Raw genomic sequence first — 15,620 nt, forward strand, 5'->3', positions numbered from 1 at the left:
TACTCTCTACTCCGTCGCTATCTGCACAGTTCCACCCACCGACTCACTTGCTGCCGGTGCTGCAATCATATTTTCAGGGTTAACCATCGAGTGCCAACGAGCATTCTCTGCGTAGCAACCACCGTGTTTCTTACCGAAACTGCCAATTACAACGGGTGTACAAGACTGGGTCACGACTTGAGCCTCATTAAACTGAACGCGAATATCTTGTGAGTAGGGTAATGTTTCCTGCGTCACCGTAACATTGTTTCCGTCGACACCTTGTTGAATCAAGGCTTGCTCAATAGCATCAGCCAGCTTCTTGCCTGCAGAAGTCGCCCAGCTGATAGACACACCCTTATTAGCAACCAGTGGCCAATTGTTAGACATGATCTTTTCAATTTCTTGCTGTGCTTGATTTGTTCCTTTCGAATCCAATGAAACGGCCCAGGTATAGGTCATAGGAACAACCTGAACTGAGCTTCCTTCACGCAAAGTTATCACTTCTGCACACGCACTTAATCCCATCGCAGCAACTGCGATCAGTAGGCTTTTTTTGAGTGGTTTGTTCATAGTTTAAAGCCTCCGACTGAGTAAATTTCGCGTGCCCATTTGTCACCTGGGGTAACGTCACGAGCTGGTTCGATATTCAAGAATCGCTCTAAGCTGGTCGTTTTTTGCATGGTAGGAAGCTGAATCAACTGCGGCTCTACTGGCTGAACCAAGTTCACCGTTGCCACAATGATCAGCTCGGTTTGCGTGCGCTCTGTACCTGTTGAACGGAACAATGCGCCAAGAATAGGGATTTCGCCGATAAAAGGGATCTGGCTAATAGACTCTTTATCTTCGGTGCTTAATAGGCCACCTAAAACAAAGCTTTTGCCATCCGCTAACTGCACAGTAGTGCGAGCTCGACGAGTTTTCAAAGCAGGAAGATCATACGATTCATTGCTGTACTGAGTATCAAGAGAGCTGACTTCAGGGATCAACGAAAGCTTGATATTGTCATCATCAAGCACTTTTGCCATCAAATCGAGGCGAATACCAAACTCTTTGTAATCAACGTTAGTCGTGCCATCAACAACGGTAACGACTGGAAGTTCACCACCAACAAGGAAGCTGGCCGTTTCACCGGACATCACAGAGAGGTTTGGCTGAGCCAAAATTTGACCAACGGTATCACTGCCGATTGCAGTAATCACAGAAACGATATCAGAAGCACTGAAAGAGGTAAGTTTGTCAACGAATACGCCAGCGCCAGCTCCCTCGCTACCATACTGCACGCCAAACTCTTCTAAAAATGAGTGCGATACTTCTGCAATCGAAAGCTTAACGTTAACCTGCTTTTGCGTAACGACCTGAATGTTATTCACAACGCCTTTGTAATGAAGTCTCTTCATAAACTCCATTTCGTAGTCGGTGTCATCTAAGTCCCATTCGATCGCAAATTCCGTTCTCTCACGTTCTAACAGTTCACCCACCATTTGGTTGATGTTGTCTTTAATCTGTTCATTCGGCACGGTACCTGTCAGTACAACGTTATCGGCAATGTGAGTCAGCTTAACTTCCGCTTTTGGATGTAAGAGAGCGACTTTTTGCTCGAGCTCCGCCAATGAAAAATTAACGTTAACCTGATGTTGAACAAGCGTTTTTCCATTTGAACCAAACACCGCAAAACCGGTGTTACCCATCACTTTGGCAAACAGTGCGACTTTGCGTTTATCGATCACTTGGTAGTCAGCAATGGTCGGGTTAGACACAAACACAGATTCAATATCTTCACTGACGCTAATCACTTTCATCTCACCTTCCGAAAGGTAAGTGGTTTTGGCGAACACGTGGCTTGAAAAGCACACCATTAACGCGCATAGAGAGCTAAATATCTTTTTCATCACTTTCTCAGTTAATCGTCACGGTGTCAGCGCGGAATTCAACCACTGACTTAAAGTTGGACAAAACATCGCCCGCGTCAGCGTGCAAATCTTCTTGTTGGTAATCGCCAATCGACTTATGCACTTCGAGTTCTGAAATGCGCTTGGCTACCGTGATGGTGGCAACTTGTTTACGCGTTAACTCCAGAATTAGACTGACTTCAGTGCTCGGGGCTGTATTGCGGCTGCCTTCAATCAAGCTTTTATTCACTTGCAGTACTTTTACGGCAGTCAAGATAGGAGTAACGAACATATTTCGTTTACGGCTTGCTTCGGCATCGGCCGATTCAAGGGAATATTCTGTAGGTAAAGAAAGCGAGAGGACATCAATCAAAGTGCCGTGATTAATGACGCCACCGACAATAGATTCAGGTTGAACAACAACCGCATATGGGACGCGATTTGGCGCAATCACAAAATCCACATAGCCGTCTTGTTGAGGGGTGATAATACGTTCACTGAAGGCCAAATCTCCGGCCTGCAAGTCTTGTCTGTACACTGAGCCCAGCTTAAGCTCAAACTGCATGTTCTTTTCTACGCCGAGCTTATTTGCTTCAGATTCAGGAAGCCGAGCTAGTTCAAAATGCTCACGCTCAAGTGATTGCCCTTTAGCAACCGCTTTTTTCAAACGCCAGATGGTGATCAATGACTCTTGTTCAGCGACAACTTTCGTCGATTGGGGCTGCTCTGACTGGCTTAAACTATTTGCAAGACCAAGCAAGCCAAATAGAATCGCCAAACCGGCAATGGCAAGCAATAGTATTTTTTTCATATACAATCCTTATAACGAGGCCGCGACACCTATGAAGCCACCCATCGCAATCGCAACACCGTAGGGAACACCAGGTTTTAACTTTTGAGTGAGTTTATTTATGATGAGGTACGCGAGACTTAAGATACCGCCCAAAATACCAATAATGACAAGTATTGAAGCAATGTTTGATGGTTCAATAGCGATTAAATAAGCAGCCAACAACTTACTGTCGCCACCACCGAGTAATTTAAAATTACTAAGCACTATTCCAAAGGTAAGTACAATCAGTGGAGCAGTAATGAAAGCGCTATTCCCATTGACGACACTGAGTGCGATGCAATTAATCGCGATAACGCCACACACTCTATTACCAATCGTTCTACTCTTTATATCCGAATAACATACATACAAAGAGAGGGTGGCTAGTAACACTAGCCACCCTAATATGTCGAAGCTCAAGACTTACGATAATGCGTCAGCAATATCAGTGAAGATACCTGTCAATGCTGTGCCGATTGATTCAACCTGAGTTGCAATAATAATCGAAATACCCGCAGCGATCAGACCGTATTCAATGGCAGTTACACCTTGCTCGTCATTTTTGTAGTTTGCTAGTGCAACTTGCGCTTTAACGAATAGCTTAGTGATCATTTTATTTTTCCTTAAAATTAAATTTAATCAATATAGGGTTCTACCCTGAATTTCGGCGGCAATTCTATGTAGATATATTGTTAAGTTCAATGTTTGTGATTTTATAAATAATCAAAGAAAAATAACTACAAAACAAACAATTTGATTAATAATAAAGCAAAGACTCTACCAGGCAACTCATTTACCAAGCAAATAAATAATAGAGATATCACTAAGGTGACAATTTATAAATTACAAACAAGCGACACTCTATTAAATCTGCGTAGGAAATGACCTACAAGATTCATTTTTCTCAAAAGTGAGACGAAGTGGCGTTACATACACGGGACTTATTAATTATCCAAAAACAAGATGCTCAATAAATAAGCTTCACACTGGCAAAAAAAAGCACCCTAACTTGGGTGCTTATCCATATAACTAAACGGGTTATTGAAACCTTAAGACTTTTAGGGACGCTTCTGGGTCAATGTCATCAAACTCTGGCGGGTTGTCCAAACGCTCAATAAAGTTTAACTCCGGCGCTTCTTCTTTCATTCCATCAATCAGAAATTGGCTGGTTACCTGTGGTGAGTTCACACAGGCAATCACTTCACCACCTTCAGCCAGCAAATCAGGAAGCTTACGCAGAATGCGTTTGTAGTCTTTAGTTAGCGCGAAGCTGCCCTTTTGGAATGATGGCGGATCAATAACAATCAGATCATAACGGCCCATCTTTTTGATTTTTCCCCAAGAGCGGAAAATATCGTAACCTAGGAACTTCACTTGGTTGATGTTGTGCCCATTCAGCTTGTGGTTTTCACGCCCTTTCGCAAGCGAGCCTTTAGACATGTCGACGTTCACCACTTGGTCAGCGCCACCAGCTATCGCCGCAACAGAGAAGCCACAAGTATAAGCAAACAGGTTGAGCACATTTTTATGTTTAGCGTTGTCTTTCACCCAATCTCGGCCAAAGCGCATATCTAGGAACAGACCAAAGTTTTGGTTGCGACCAATGTTTAGTTGGTACTTAAGTCCTGACTCTTCCACAATTGGCTGGTGATCAAGTTCGCCAAGCAGCACTTCTGAAGGTGCCCCTTCAGCAAAACGGTACTGAACAACCATCGCTTGGCCCTGTTTCTGTTGCCAAAGTTCAGATTCCGATAACGTGACCAAACCTTGTTTGAGCGCCTCGATAAACGGCTCATCAACTTGTTTGAATATAGCCACAATCAGTTGGCCCTGTACCCAATCACAAGTGAGCTGTTCTAGCCCTTCAAACTGACGGCCACGACCATGGAATAAACGGCGTACTTCGTTTGGTGCAGCAGATAAACGTTGGTTAACTTGCTCAAAGAAGATTGGCAGTTTAGTGGCCTGCATTGGCGCAGGGATTACTTGTTGATCTTCGGCCATGATAGCTCCCATGGAGTAAGCCAAGAATCGATGCCTTGGCTAGTGTTCTCATTATTCCATTTACGACCAAGTATCGGGTTGTCTCTTGGGTCACAAATGACGTCGTATGTATTGTCTAAATAGTGGAAGCGCAGTGCAAATGCATGCAAATAACCTCGGTCAGATTCACTGCCTGCATTATAAATAGGATCGCCGATAATGGCAGAACCAACGGATTTTAGCGCGACACGGATTTGGTGCGTTTTGCCAGAATGCGGTTTGCATAAGAAGAGTCTTTCACCCGGCTCTGAGCCTAACGAGAAGAACTGAGTAATGGCAGGATTATGTTGGCTGTTAAGAAGCTTCCATGACGATCGGCGTGAACGCTCCATATCACCACTGACTAAGCCTTGTTTCTTCTTCGGTTTTTTACTGCCAAGCGCAAGATAGAATTTTTCGACATTTCTGTCGGCAAACTGCTGGGAAAGAAGACTGGCTGCTTTAGCATTGCGGCCCAACAACAAAATACCTGATGTCATCTTATCTAATCGGTGAATAAGGTATAGCTGTTGGTCGCCGGTTGTTTTCGCCACTTCTTGAAGCAACATCGTATCGCCATCATCTTTATGTACCGAGACATTAGGGTGTTTGTTGATGACGAGAAAATCGGCGTGGGTGTGTAAGATATCAAACATGTAACTGGCTCCACTTTGGACGGATGAGTATACCCATTATCCAAGTGAAAGCCAGTTTTGAAGGGGGAATTAGCTCAGCTTAAATTTGCCGACTAGCGCTTCTAATTCGGTGACTTTTTGGTTCAAGCCATCGACATTTTGCGAGCTGCTATTCGCCAGCGTCAGAGATCGTTCTGAGATATCACTGATCGCGGTAATATCGGCAGCAATCTCTTTGGTCACGGCCGTTTGTTCTTCAGCCGCCGTTGCAATGGAGTTAACCATCGCTTGAACATTGGCCGCACCTGCTACAATCTCATCCAACGCACTGACCGCACCAGAACTGCGTTCAACACCAATCTCAACAAGCTGACAGTTTTCAACGGTGTATGTTACCGCCTCTTGTGTGCCTGATTGAATTTGTTGAATGATGCCTCCAACTTCTTGCGTGGCTTTGGTTGTACGCTCGGCAAGGGCTCGAACTTCATCAGCAACCACAGCGAATCCGCGACCAAATTCACCCGCTCGCGCCGCCTCAATCGCTGCATTCAGCGCCAGTAAGTTAGTTTGCTCTGCAATTTCTTCAATCACACGGATCACAGAGCCAATTTGTTCACTGTGAGTGCCCAACTCATTCATCTGATTCGACATTTCAGACATTTGCAAACTCACTTGCTGAATAGAGTCGACCATTTCGCTAATAACGTTTCGACCTGACTCTGCACTGCCTTCAGAACGCTGTGCCTCTTCGAAAGTTGCGGTCCCCTGCTGAGCAACCTCAGCAATCGTAAGACTCAGCTCCTCAGCAGCGGTTGCTATCAGCGTGGCTTTGTCGGCCTGTGATGACGCCCCTTGAACAATATCTTGGCTTACACTAGAAAGCTCACCCGTTACCGTTTTCACCTCAACAGCCACCGAAGAGATACTGCCGATTAAGGTAGTGAGTGATGACTGCATCTTGTTAATAGAACCGGCTAAGTTGGCCAACTCATCACCCGAATCATCCCTGATGTCTTCTGCCGTCAAATCACCATCCGCGACGCGTTGTGCAACGCTATCGAGTTTAGATAGACGCGTGGTGATCGAGTTAGACAAGACATAAGCAATCACGCAAGTTAACACCAACGCAATCAAAAATAGCACAATGATGGTCGTTTCGATGGTATCGAAAGAGTCGTTCAAACCCAGTAAAGAAGCATAAGTCTCGGAGATTTCGTTGGACGAGGCTTCATCTAAATGCGCTTCGATTGGCGCTAGGTATCGTTCATATAGTTCTCTTAGCTGAGAGATCTCTTTTTCTAACGCACTTTTATCCCCGAGCAGCGGCACAATCTCTCTCTCGAAACCTTGAGTAAATCCAGCCATCAATTTTTCGATCTGTTCAACACGACGGAAATCCTCTCCCCCAGGCGTTTCCAATTTCTTCACGACGGCAATAGCGTCAGCAAATTCTTGTTTATTCGCTCTATAATCATTGATCGCGCCTGGCACACCCGTGATCGAGCCTGTCGCATCACGATAAACATCGCCCGCTTCATCAATCAAGATAAGGTAACCAACAACTTCCGGCACATCATCTGTGCGGATTTCCTCAGCGACATTGTGTGATTGAATCACTTCAATCCAAATCGTTGCTGCCATGGTGGTCATTATTGCCAAAACACACCCAAAACCTGCATATAGCTTTTTACGAACAGATAATTTCACAAAATACCTTCCATGTTTCATTATTAGAAGCTTATTAACCTAATTGAATTATCGGCCAAGTGACTCAAGTCTTTAGTTAAATATAGTGCATATTATCAATGACAGTGATGTGCATGACCTTGCAGGTTAAATCGTGGTCAGTAAGTGGCCCTATTTAATTAGCGTGAAATGCGGTATCATTCAGAACAACAAACTGTATATATAAATTTTCACTTCTCTTCAGGCTCCGTTCGCGATGATTTACCGACATTTAGTGTGTGTGCTCTCTTGTGCGCTTTTTACTCCATTTACCCTCGCGAATGACTCTTTAAGCCCTTGGTCTTTCTCCGGTTTTGGTACGTTAGGCTATAGCTACGAAAACCAAGATAACATTGCCTTCATCCGTGATTTTTCTAAACCACTTGACATAGACCAATCTGGTTCTTGGCTAACCGACTCTCAACTCGGTGCTCAGATATCCTATCGTTCATCCCCTTATTGGGATATGACGGCTCAAGTTGTCGCTACCGACTATATCGAGTATGAGCCTATCGATAGCTTAGAGTGGGCTTACTTGGCTCTGCACCCAACCCAAAGCCTTGATGTGCGCTTGGGCCGGATGGGGATCGATATCTTCTCTTTATCAGACACTCGTCGAGTTGACTATGCCCATATTTGGGTGCGCCCGCCTGCAGAGACATACGGTTGGATCCCACTCTATTCTGTCGACGGCATTGATGCGACTTATCACTTTGAAACAGACAACACTTTCTGGCGACTCAAAGCGCAGTACGGCTCGAGTCAATCAAAGTCGATGATGATGGAGGGCTCCTCTATCTATCACTTTGAGGGTGATGACTTATTTGCACTTAGTTTGACGGCTGAACATGGCGATTGGACGTTACGTTCGAGTGCCGCCAGAGTAACGATTGGGACTCCATTGCCGAATGAAGCTCAATTAGTTAAAGACACGCTCGACTATATCGCTTCTCTCGGGCCTTCAATGGTTCCAACTAACGTGAGCCAACAAGCCAACGATCTGAGCAATCAAATTGATATCCTTGGTAAATCAATTAATTATTTTCAGCTCAGTGCGACGTTCGACAACTACGACTGGTTGGTGGCTGGTGAGCTCGCCTACAGCCATTCACAAGCTCGCATCATGCCAAACGGCTTAGGCGGATACATCACAGTCGCGAAGCGCTTTAATGAGTTCACACCTTTTGCCGGATACTCGCTATTTAAAGCCAACGACCCCGCTTACCAAGCTGATGAGCAATGGGAAAATATCCACCCAGATCTCGCAAGACTTGGGGCCGCATCCGCTGAAATCATTAACGCCGGACGAATTGAACAGCAAAGCTCTTCGATTGGCGTGCGTTGGGACTTTTATCGTCAAGCGGCACTTACCCTTCAGTGGGATCACTTCATCATTAGTGAAAATGGCTCTGGCATGTGGGCTGGCGTTGGAAAAGGTCGAGATAAAGAGAACACGGTTGACCTCTTTTCTGCCTCTATCGCGTTCGTATTCTAGAGGCTGCTGATGAAACTTCTACTTTTGTTCTTTTGTAGCGTGCTTTTCGCTCTCGCGAGTGCCAATTGTTACGCCCAAATATTCGTCGTGACGCACAAGAACAACGAGTTCAGTTCGCTGTCGAGAAACGACGTAACCGCACTATTTTTAGGAAAAAAGCGTACATTGCCCAATGGAAAGTCCGCTTTGATGGTCGACCGAGGCATCGACTCTAAACTGCGTGAAGATTTCTTCTATGCATTAAATAAAATGCCGCTTTCACGACTGAACGCCTATTGGTCTCGTCTGACTTTCTCTGGTCGAATGATCCCCCCACAAGAAATTGTGCAAGAGTCGGACGTCGTTCGTGTTCTCACCGAGAATCCAAACGCACTCAGCTACGTTGAGAATTATCCTAACCACCCTGACTTAAGGGTTGTACTTACCTTAAAACGAGGCAATGGATGAAGCATTCACTGACCAGCAAACTGATCGTTTCTATATTTGCGGTGGCGATTATCTACTTAGTCATCGCAGCGACGGCCCTGACTAAGTTTGGTTTAGAAGATGAAAAACAACGTGCGCTTGAGCAACAAGAAAAGCTGATCAAAACGGTCAGCGCTTCTGCTTCCATCGCTGCCTACGTCGGTAATGAAGATATTGCGGCTGAAGTCGGCGAGTCATTGCTGCTCCATCCTGAGATTTTATCTGTCCTTATTCGTTCAAACGACGACTTTAGCTATCAAGCCGACTCAAGCCTAGAAAGGGATATTCAAGCTGATTTCAAAGAGCGTTATTCCTACCCGCTGTTTTCTCCGGTAGATAATTTGTCCATTGGTGAGATTCAGCTGGTTTTGAATCAAGAACTGCTTAACGAGAAGGCCTACACAGAAGTAAGAGAGCAAACCCAGTTACTCTTTTCACAAACGCTTCTCTTGTTGATCTTCACGTTTATCATGATTCGAAAGATTGTCGGTCAGCCACTGAAGAGAGTCGCCAGCCAATTAAGTACCTTACGCCCGGGAGACAATACGAAACTGTCTCTCCATGCCAGCCACCACAACGACGAAATTGGTTTGGTAACAGATAGCGTGAACCTGTTTGTTGAAAGCTCAACTCAAGCGCTTCGAACCGAGCGTGACCTTCGCGAAAAGATCTCTTACATGGAGAAACATTACCGCAATGTGTTAGAACAGGCGCAAATTGGTACCTTCGTCCTGGATCATGAAATGAAGCTCGTCAAAGGCAATGAGGTCTTGTTTGAGAACATAGAGAAGCACCTCGAGTTCACGCCTAGTGATATCATTGGCCGTAACCTTTTTCAGCTTTTCGATGAAGCGCAAGGGTGGGCACTTTCCCAGCAGGTACTCGAAAGCCAAGAGCCACAAAGCAAAGAGTTTGCTGTTAAGTCTCGCCATGGTGAAACCCTGTACGTTCAAGCCGTGTTATCCGTTTATAGGGGCTCTTCACCCGATACGTACCTGTTTGAAGGTGTCATCTACAATGTCACTGATCGCGTAATTAAAGAACAGCATGCTCTTCAACTCGCACAGGTGGATACCCTAACGGGATTAAAAAACCGCCTAGGCTGCCAGGCCTTTGTTGATTCGCTTCCCGTCACAAAACCCAATGAGGCGAGCTCCTTAGCCGTTATGCTGCTCGACCTCGACGGCTTCAAATCAATCAACGATACCCATGGGCACGCTGCTGGTGACGAAGTGCTGTGCATTGTCGCACGACGTGTGAGTAATCAAGTGCGTAAAAAGCGCGACGTTGTTAGCCGTTTAGGTGGGGATGAATTCGCAGTTTTACTTTCTTGTAGCGATGAGAATATCGACATCGTAAACAAAATTGCACGCAATATTATCAGTAGCGTTTCATTGCCGATTCATTTAAAGCAAGGGGATACCGTCTCTGTCGGCGTCAGTATTGGTGTTGCATTTGGGCAGGGTTCTCAATTTGAGCAGTCTCTAGCGAAGGCCGATAAAGCCATGTACCACGTCAAGAAAAACGGCAAAAACGACGTCTATATCGCTCAATCTTGATTTCATCAATGTTTTCGAGCCCTAGATCTTGGGGCTCAATATACTTCCATCGTCACTTCTTCTCATTACCTTCAAATCAACGCCTGATTTATCCTTATTACCATGGGGACAACAAGGCACTTATCATTGCAGCATCACTACTTTTCACCTCTGGTATTGCTTACGCAGACAATCACCCTCACTCAGGTTTTTGTAGTGAGAGACCGGATGGCACCTATGCAGACCCAGAGTCCAAAACTCAATTCTATGTATGCCTTGAGGGTGCTACTTATGTACAGTTATGTCCAGCAGGTACGATATACGACGAATCTTTTAACGGCTGTACTTGGCAATAATCCCGACTTTCATATCGTCAGTTTTACCACTGACAAATAAGTTTTAATAAAGAAAAACCCCAGCAGCTTTTCAGCCACTGGGGTTTGTTATTTCGAACTTAGTCGGTTTTTGCTATAGCTTCTTAGAGAAGACACCCGCGAGAGCGATAATACCAATACCTACTAGCATAATTTCGCCTTTACCGCTGTCGAAACCAGACTTAATACCCATGAACGCTACGATAGCAATTGCAACTGGGATTACGTACTTAACTAGGTTGTACCATAGACCGAACAGTGGGAAAGATACTTTGCCGTCGTTCGTGATTTCTTTTTCAAGCTCTGAGCGAGATAGACGCCAGCCCGCGAAGATACACACTAACATACCGCCAACCGCTAGGAAGATCTTGTCTGTTAGTAGGTCAAAGATATCGAATGCGCCCGTACCGAATAGAGTTGGACCAACGCCACCAAGCGACAGTGACGCGAACACACAGAGTGTTGCCATTACTACACTTGCAGAAATTACCGCTCTTGAACGCTTCATGCCTTTTTCATCGATTAGGTAAGAAACCACTACTTCTAGTAGAGATACTGAAGAAGTTAGAGCCGCTACCGTTAGGCCGATGAAGAATAGTAGAGCAAGTAGAAGACCAATTAAGCCACCCATTTCAGCGAACAGTTGAGGAACAACAACGAATACTAGACCAGGACCTGCTGAAGGCGCCATACCGAACGCGAACATTGCTGGGAACATTGCAACACCTGCTAGGATAGCAACACCCGTGTCCATCGCGGTAACCATACCTGTCGTCTGTACTAGGTTCTCTTTCTTCTTCAGGTAAGAACCGTATGTCATCATACAACCCATACCAAGAGATAGAGAGAAGAACGCTTGACCAAGAGCGGCAAGAACAACGTTACTGTCTACTTTAGAGAAGTCCGGTTTGAATAGGAACTCTACACCCGCCATTGCGCCTGGTAGCGTCATGCCGTATACCGCTACCGTGATAAGGATAACGAATAGTAGAGGCATAAGAACTTTACCTGCTTTCTCGATACCGCCAGAGATGCCTCTCATTACGATAACGATGTTTAGCATTAGGTAAACGCCCATCCACATTAGAGGCTGAACTGGGTCAGAGATAAAGCCACCGAAGCTATCACCGATTGCTTCAGGCGTGCTTAATAGACCACCACCTACTTTAAAGATGTAAGCCAGTGCCCAACCACCTACTACTGGGTAGAAACCCATGATAAGTAGACCACTTAAAACACCAATAACACCAGTAAACGCCCAACGACGATCAGTCGATTTGAACGCACCTACTGCTGATAGACCTGTCTTACGACCAACAGCGAATTCTGTAAGCATTACGCTGAAGCCGATAAATAGTACGAACATAAGATAGATAAGAACGAATGCGCCACCACCACTCTCACCAGCTGTGTAAGGAAACTTCCAAATGTTACCAAGACCTACAGCTGAACCTGCTGCAGCCATTACGAAGCCTAATTTAGACCCCCATGTATCACGGGGCTGTGTACTTGAACTAGTAGCCACGATTTACTCCATTAAAATCATTTTATAAGTTGTGTTTGCTTCTGTTAGGCGCCTATAAAAGTTGAGTGTATATATTTTTTTACACTTATTAGAATTTTGAGTGACGCTAACGTTATGGCAAGTAAACCAGTTTAAAAGTAAAATTGGAAGCCCACAAAGTACATTTTTCCACCACAATTGTAATTAATATGTTTAAATGCTGTTTTTTTAGCCTTAAACATCCTGTTGACACTAATTTTTACATTTAGCTAACAGAATTGTTCTATTTATGGACTTTTAGCTTCCTGTCGTCCATTTCCGAAAATCTTGCTTGTCGTCCCTTGCCTTCGGTTCTACTATTGTCATAGCCACTGTCTTCTAGGTTATTGAATGGAAAAGTTTTATCACTTCCTCACGCTCGCAGGAATTGCTCTATATTGGATTCTTGTTGCTGGTGTGACGATTCGTGTTGTATTAAAGCGCCGTGCCGTTAGCGTCTCACTTGCCTGGTTGATGATTATCTACATCATTCCTATCGTTGGTGTGGCTTGCTATTTCTTATTTGGTGAGCTGAATCTTGGCCGCAAACGTGCAGAGCGAGCCAAAGATATGCTTGCTCCGTTTGCTAATTGGTTTTCTAATCTCAATGATTGTCATGCACACTCTCCAGAGAGCTTAGGTCGCCACATCTACCGAATAGATGAGCTATGTAACAACCGTCTTGGTTTACCAGCCTTGTCAGGCAACTCTCTTTCGCTGCAAAGTTCACCTGACAATATCCTCAACTCAATCATCGAAGACATTGAAAATGCACAGTCTAGTATTCGTATGGTTTTTTACATTTGGCACCCTGGTGGTTTAGCGGATTCTGTTGCATCTGCGTTAATTCGTGCATCGAAGCGCGGTGTAGATGTTAAATTATTGCTAGATTCTGCAGGCAGCCCACGATTTTTCCGTAGCCAGTGGGCACAGATGATGAAACAGTCTGGGATACAGCTCGTTCACGCACTCGAAGTCAGCCCTTGGCGAATTTTCCTGAGAAGACTGGATTTACGTCAACACCGAAAGATCATCGTTATCGATGAAAAGATTGGTTATACCGGTTCAATGAACTTAGTCGATCCTGCCCATTTCAAGCAAAATTCCGGAGTTGGTCAGTGGATTGATATTATGGTGCGCATTACTGGACCAACGGTTAATGTACTTTCTGCGATACATTGTTGGGATTGGGAAGTCGAAACCGGCTCTCGTACATTCCCCCAGCTTCCTGAATACAAGATCAAACCTGATGAGCCTCAACACCCAGTCCAAGTTGTGCCGTCGGGTCCGGGTATGCCTGAGCATTTGATTTCTCAGGTGCTGACACTCGCCATCAATCAAGCGAATAAATCGGTACGCATTACAACGCCATATTTTGTCCCAAGTTCCGATCTTCTTGAAACGCTAAAAATGACAGCCCAACGAGGGATTAATGTTGAGCTTATTATCCCGCACAAGAATGATTCATTAATGGTGCAGTGGGCCTCTCGTGCTTTTTACAGTGAACTGCTGGATGCTGGTGTTAAGATTTTCGAATTTTATGGGGGCCTACTGCATACCAAGTCGGTCGTCATTGACGAACAATTCTGTCTTGTTGGCACCGTAAACATGGACATGCGCAGCTTATGGCTCAACTTTGAATTAACGCTCGCGATCGATGATGAAGCGTTTACCAAAGAGATGTACTGGTTGCAGCAAAGCTACATTGAGCAATCTCATCAAGTAGACTTTGAACATTGGAAAAAACGCACTCTCTCCTCTCGATTTCTTGAGCGTGTTTTTTATCTCTTCAATCCGCTACTTTAAAACTATTGCTATTAGACATAGCAATCCTTCTTGATATTCCTTGTCTGCCATGGTTTAAATAAAGCAAATCATGATTCAGACAAGGATTTCCAATGTCAGAAAGCCCGAAGACCAAGTTTGTTACCGCTGGTCGAGATAAAAAATGGACCAATGGCGTGGTCAACCCACCCGTTCAACGCGCTTCAACTATCGTATTTGATACCGTTGCGGAGAAGCAGCAAGCCACCATTAATCGCGCAAACAAGACCCTTTTCTACGGTCGCCGTGGCACGAACACGCACTTTGCTTTTCAAGATGCCATGACCGAGATTGAAGGCGGTGCGGGCTGTGCGCTCTATCCATGTGGTACTGCTGCGATTTCCAACGCGATCCTCTCTTTTGTAGAGACCGGCGATCACATTTTGATGGTCGATACCTGTTACGAGCCGACTCGGGATTTCTGCGATACCATCATGAAAAAGATGGGCGTTGAAACCACTTACTACAACCCAACGATTGGTGACGGCATCCGTGAACTGATCAAGCCAAATACCAAGATCTTATTTTTGGAGTCTCCTGGTTCTATCACCATGGAAGTTCAAGATGTCCCGACCCTTTCTAAGATCGCTCATGAGCAAGACATTATCGTGATGCTTGATAACACTTGGGGCGCTGGCGTGAATTTTTCTCCTTTTGATTTCGGTGTCGATATTTCTATTCAAGCAGCAACTAAATATATCGTTGGTCACTCTGATGTTATGCTCGGGACAGCTGTCGCAAGTGAAAAATACTGGCCACCACTGAGAGAACAAAGCTATTTGATGGGGCAATGTGTGTCACCCGATGATGCTTACCTAGGCTTACGTGGTATCCGCACCTTGGACGTGCGCCTGCGCCAACACGCTGAGAACAGTTTGAAAGTCGCAAAGTGGCTACAAAGCCGTCCTGAAGTTGATCATGTTCGCCACCCAGCACTGGAAACCTGTCCAGGCCATGAGTTTTTCGAGCGTGACTTTACCGGTGGTAACGGTCTGTTCTCTTTTGTTCTGAAGAGTTCATACTCAAAAGCGACAACGGCTCTACTTGATGGAATGAAGCACTTCAGTATGGGTTATTCTTGGGGCGGCTTTGAAAGCTTGATCCTTGCCAATGAGCCTAAAAGCTTCAACAGCTTGCGCACTGTCGCGAACCCGAACTTCGAAGGTACTTTGATTCGTTTACACATCGGTTTAGAAGATACCGATGATCTTATTGCGGATTTAGAAGCTGGTTTTGCTCGCTACAATGCGTTGATTCTAGAGAAAGAAGCAACGGCATAAGCGAACAATATTAGAT

The 15,620-nt window shown here is 45.1% G+C and carries 15 protein-coding genes; 6 read left to right on the plus strand and 9 right to left on the minus strand.

Features of this window, described 5'->3' with window-relative positions; translation table 11 throughout:
* Positions 1–6 precede the first annotated feature (6 nt).
* The 8 genes from EJ063_RS10965 to EJ063_RS11000 all read right to left on the minus strand — a co-directional run bounded on the left by EJ063_RS10965 (position 7) and on the right by EJ063_RS11000 (position 7,067).
* Entirely contained in the window at positions 7–552 is a 546-nt protein-coding gene (locus tag EJ063_RS10965) for a hypothetical protein (RefSeq protein ID WP_126574322.1), read from the minus strand.
* Positions 549–1,871 carry a type II and III secretion system protein family protein gene (locus tag EJ063_RS10970; protein WP_126574323.1) on the minus strand — a complete coding sequence of 441 codons (1,323 nt, stop codon included), beginning with the start codon at positions 1,869–1,871 and terminating at the stop codon, positions 549–551. The genes EJ063_RS10965 and EJ063_RS10970 overlap by 4 nt, the downstream gene beginning before the upstream one ends.
* A gap of 7 nt (positions 1,872–1,878) precedes the next feature.
* The gene (gene cpaB, locus EJ063_RS10975) at positions 1,879–2,682 is read right to left on the minus strand and encodes a Flp pilus assembly protein CpaB (protein ID WP_126574324.1); all 804 of its coding nucleotides are present in this window, start codon (positions 2,680–2,682) and stop codon (positions 1,879–1,881) included.
* 9 nt (positions 2,683–2,691) lie between these two features.
* Complete coding sequence (locus tag EJ063_RS10980; RefSeq protein WP_158675998.1) at positions 2,692–3,096, minus strand: A24 family peptidase; 405 nt, start codon at positions 3,094–3,096, stop codon at positions 2,692–2,694.
* Between the two features lie 30 nt (positions 3,097–3,126).
* The gene (locus EJ063_RS10985; RefSeq protein ID WP_126574326.1) at positions 3,127–3,315 is read right to left on the minus strand and encodes a Flp family type IVb pilin; all 189 of its coding nucleotides are present in this window, start codon (positions 3,313–3,315) and stop codon (positions 3,127–3,129) included.
* 426 nt (positions 3,316–3,741) lie between these two features.
* The gene (locus EJ063_RS10990; protein WP_126574539.1) at positions 3,742–4,674 is read right to left on the minus strand and encodes a class I SAM-dependent methyltransferase; all 933 of its coding nucleotides are present in this window, start codon (positions 4,672–4,674) and stop codon (positions 3,742–3,744) included.
* Between the two features lie 11 nt (positions 4,675–4,685).
* Positions 4,686–5,381: a TIGR01621 family pseudouridine synthase gene (locus tag EJ063_RS10995; protein WP_126574327.1), complete on the minus strand. Its 696-nt coding sequence runs from the start codon at positions 5,379–5,381 to the stop codon at positions 4,686–4,688.
* Positions 5,382–5,450: 69 nt separating this feature from the next.
* Positions 5,451–7,067: a methyl-accepting chemotaxis protein gene (locus tag EJ063_RS11000; protein ID WP_126574328.1), complete on the minus strand. Its 1,617-nt coding sequence runs from the start codon at positions 7,065–7,067 to the stop codon at positions 5,451–5,453.
* Between the two features lie 235 nt (positions 7,068–7,302).
* On the opposite strand from EJ063_RS11000, the gene EJ063_RS11005 reads away from it, so the two are divergent.
* From EJ063_RS11005 to EJ063_RS21350, 4 genes are read left to right on the plus strand one after another with little or no spacing between them, the layout of a single operon-like run.
* The gene (locus tag EJ063_RS11005) at positions 7,303–8,580 is read left to right on the plus strand and encodes a hypothetical protein (protein WP_126574329.1); all 1,278 of its coding nucleotides are present in this window, start codon (positions 7,303–7,305) and stop codon (positions 8,578–8,580) included.
* A gap of 9 nt (positions 8,581–8,589) precedes the next feature.
* Entirely contained in the window at positions 8,590–9,027 is a 438-nt protein-coding gene (locus tag EJ063_RS11010; RefSeq protein WP_126574330.1) for a hypothetical protein, read from the plus strand.
* On the plus strand, positions 9,024–10,604 hold the full coding sequence (locus EJ063_RS11015; protein ID WP_126574331.1) for a GGDEF domain-containing protein: 1,581 nt from the start codon (positions 9,024–9,026) through the stop codon (positions 10,602–10,604). Before EJ063_RS11010 ends, EJ063_RS11015 begins: the two co-directional genes overlap by 4 nt.
* An 8-nt stretch (positions 10,605–10,612) precedes the next feature.
* Entirely contained in the window at positions 10,613–10,939 is a 327-nt protein-coding gene (locus EJ063_RS21350) for a chitin binding peritrophin-A domain-containing protein (RefSeq protein ID WP_126574332.1), read from the plus strand.
* Between the two features lie 112 nt (positions 10,940–11,051).
* Here EJ063_RS21350 and EJ063_RS11025 read toward each other — a convergent pair whose 3' ends face one another.
* Complete coding sequence (locus tag EJ063_RS11025; protein ID WP_439333287.1) at positions 11,052–12,485, minus strand: sodium-dependent transporter; 1,434 nt, start codon at positions 12,483–12,485, stop codon at positions 11,052–11,054.
* Positions 12,486–12,851: 366 nt separating this feature from the next.
* Between EJ063_RS11025 and cls the strand changes: the two genes are divergently transcribed.
* Positions 12,852–14,306: a cardiolipin synthase gene (gene cls, locus EJ063_RS11030; protein WP_126574334.1), complete on the plus strand. Its 1,455-nt coding sequence runs from the start codon at positions 12,852–12,854 to the stop codon at positions 14,304–14,306.
* Positions 14,307–14,398: 92 nt separating this feature from the next.
* A complete protein-coding gene (locus EJ063_RS11035) occupies positions 14,399–15,604 on the plus strand; it encodes a cystathionine beta-lyase (RefSeq protein ID WP_126574335.1) in 1,206 nt (401 codons plus the stop codon).
* The last annotated feature ends 16 nt before the right edge of the window (positions 15,605–15,620 follow it).

The sequence above is a fragment of the Vibrio aquaticus genome (genome assembly GCF_003970385.1).
In the GTDB taxonomy this organism is placed as follows: domain Bacteria; phylum Pseudomonadota; class Gammaproteobacteria; order Enterobacterales; family Vibrionaceae; genus Vibrio; species Vibrio aquaticus.

Excerpts from the sequence above, each read along its gene's own strand:
- EJ063_RS10965 (WP_126574322.1), bottom strand. The coding sequence starts at position 552 with ATGAACAAACCACTCAAAAAAAGCCTACTGATCGCAGTTGCTGCGATG.
- EJ063_RS10970 (WP_126574323.1), bottom strand. The coding sequence starts at position 1,871 with ATGAAAAAGATATTTAGCTCTCTATGCGCGTTAATGGTGTGCTTTTCA.
- cpaB (WP_126574324.1), bottom strand. The coding sequence starts at position 2,682 with ATGAAAAAAATACTATTGCTTGCCATTGCCGGTTTGGCGATTCTATTT.
- EJ063_RS10985 (WP_126574326.1), bottom strand. The coding sequence starts at position 3,315 with ATGATCACTAAGCTATTCGTTAAAGCGCAAGTTGCACTAGCAAACTAC.
- EJ063_RS10990 (WP_126574539.1), bottom strand. The coding sequence starts at position 4,674 with ATGCAGGCCACTAAACTGCCAATCTTCTTTGAGCAAGTTAACCAACGT.
- EJ063_RS10995 (WP_126574327.1), bottom strand. The coding sequence starts at position 5,381 with ATGTTTGATATCTTACACACCCACGCCGATTTTCTCGTCATCAACAAA.
- EJ063_RS11005 (WP_126574329.1), top strand. The coding sequence starts at position 7,303 with ATGATTTACCGACATTTAGTGTGTGTGCTCTCTTGTGCGCTTTTTACT.
- EJ063_RS11010 (WP_126574330.1), top strand. The coding sequence starts at position 8,590 with ATGAAACTTCTACTTTTGTTCTTTTGTAGCGTGCTTTTCGCTCTCGCG.
- EJ063_RS11015 (WP_126574331.1), top strand. The coding sequence starts at position 9,024 with ATGAAGCATTCACTGACCAGCAAACTGATCGTTTCTATATTTGCGGTG.
- EJ063_RS21350 (WP_126574332.1), top strand. The coding sequence starts at position 10,613 with ATGTTTTCGAGCCCTAGATCTTGGGGCTCAATATACTTCCATCGTCAC.
- cls (WP_126574334.1), top strand. The coding sequence starts at position 12,852 with ATGGAAAAGTTTTATCACTTCCTCACGCTCGCAGGAATTGCTCTATAT.
- EJ063_RS11035 (WP_126574335.1), top strand. The coding sequence starts at position 14,399 with ATGTCAGAAAGCCCGAAGACCAAGTTTGTTACCGCTGGTCGAGATAAA.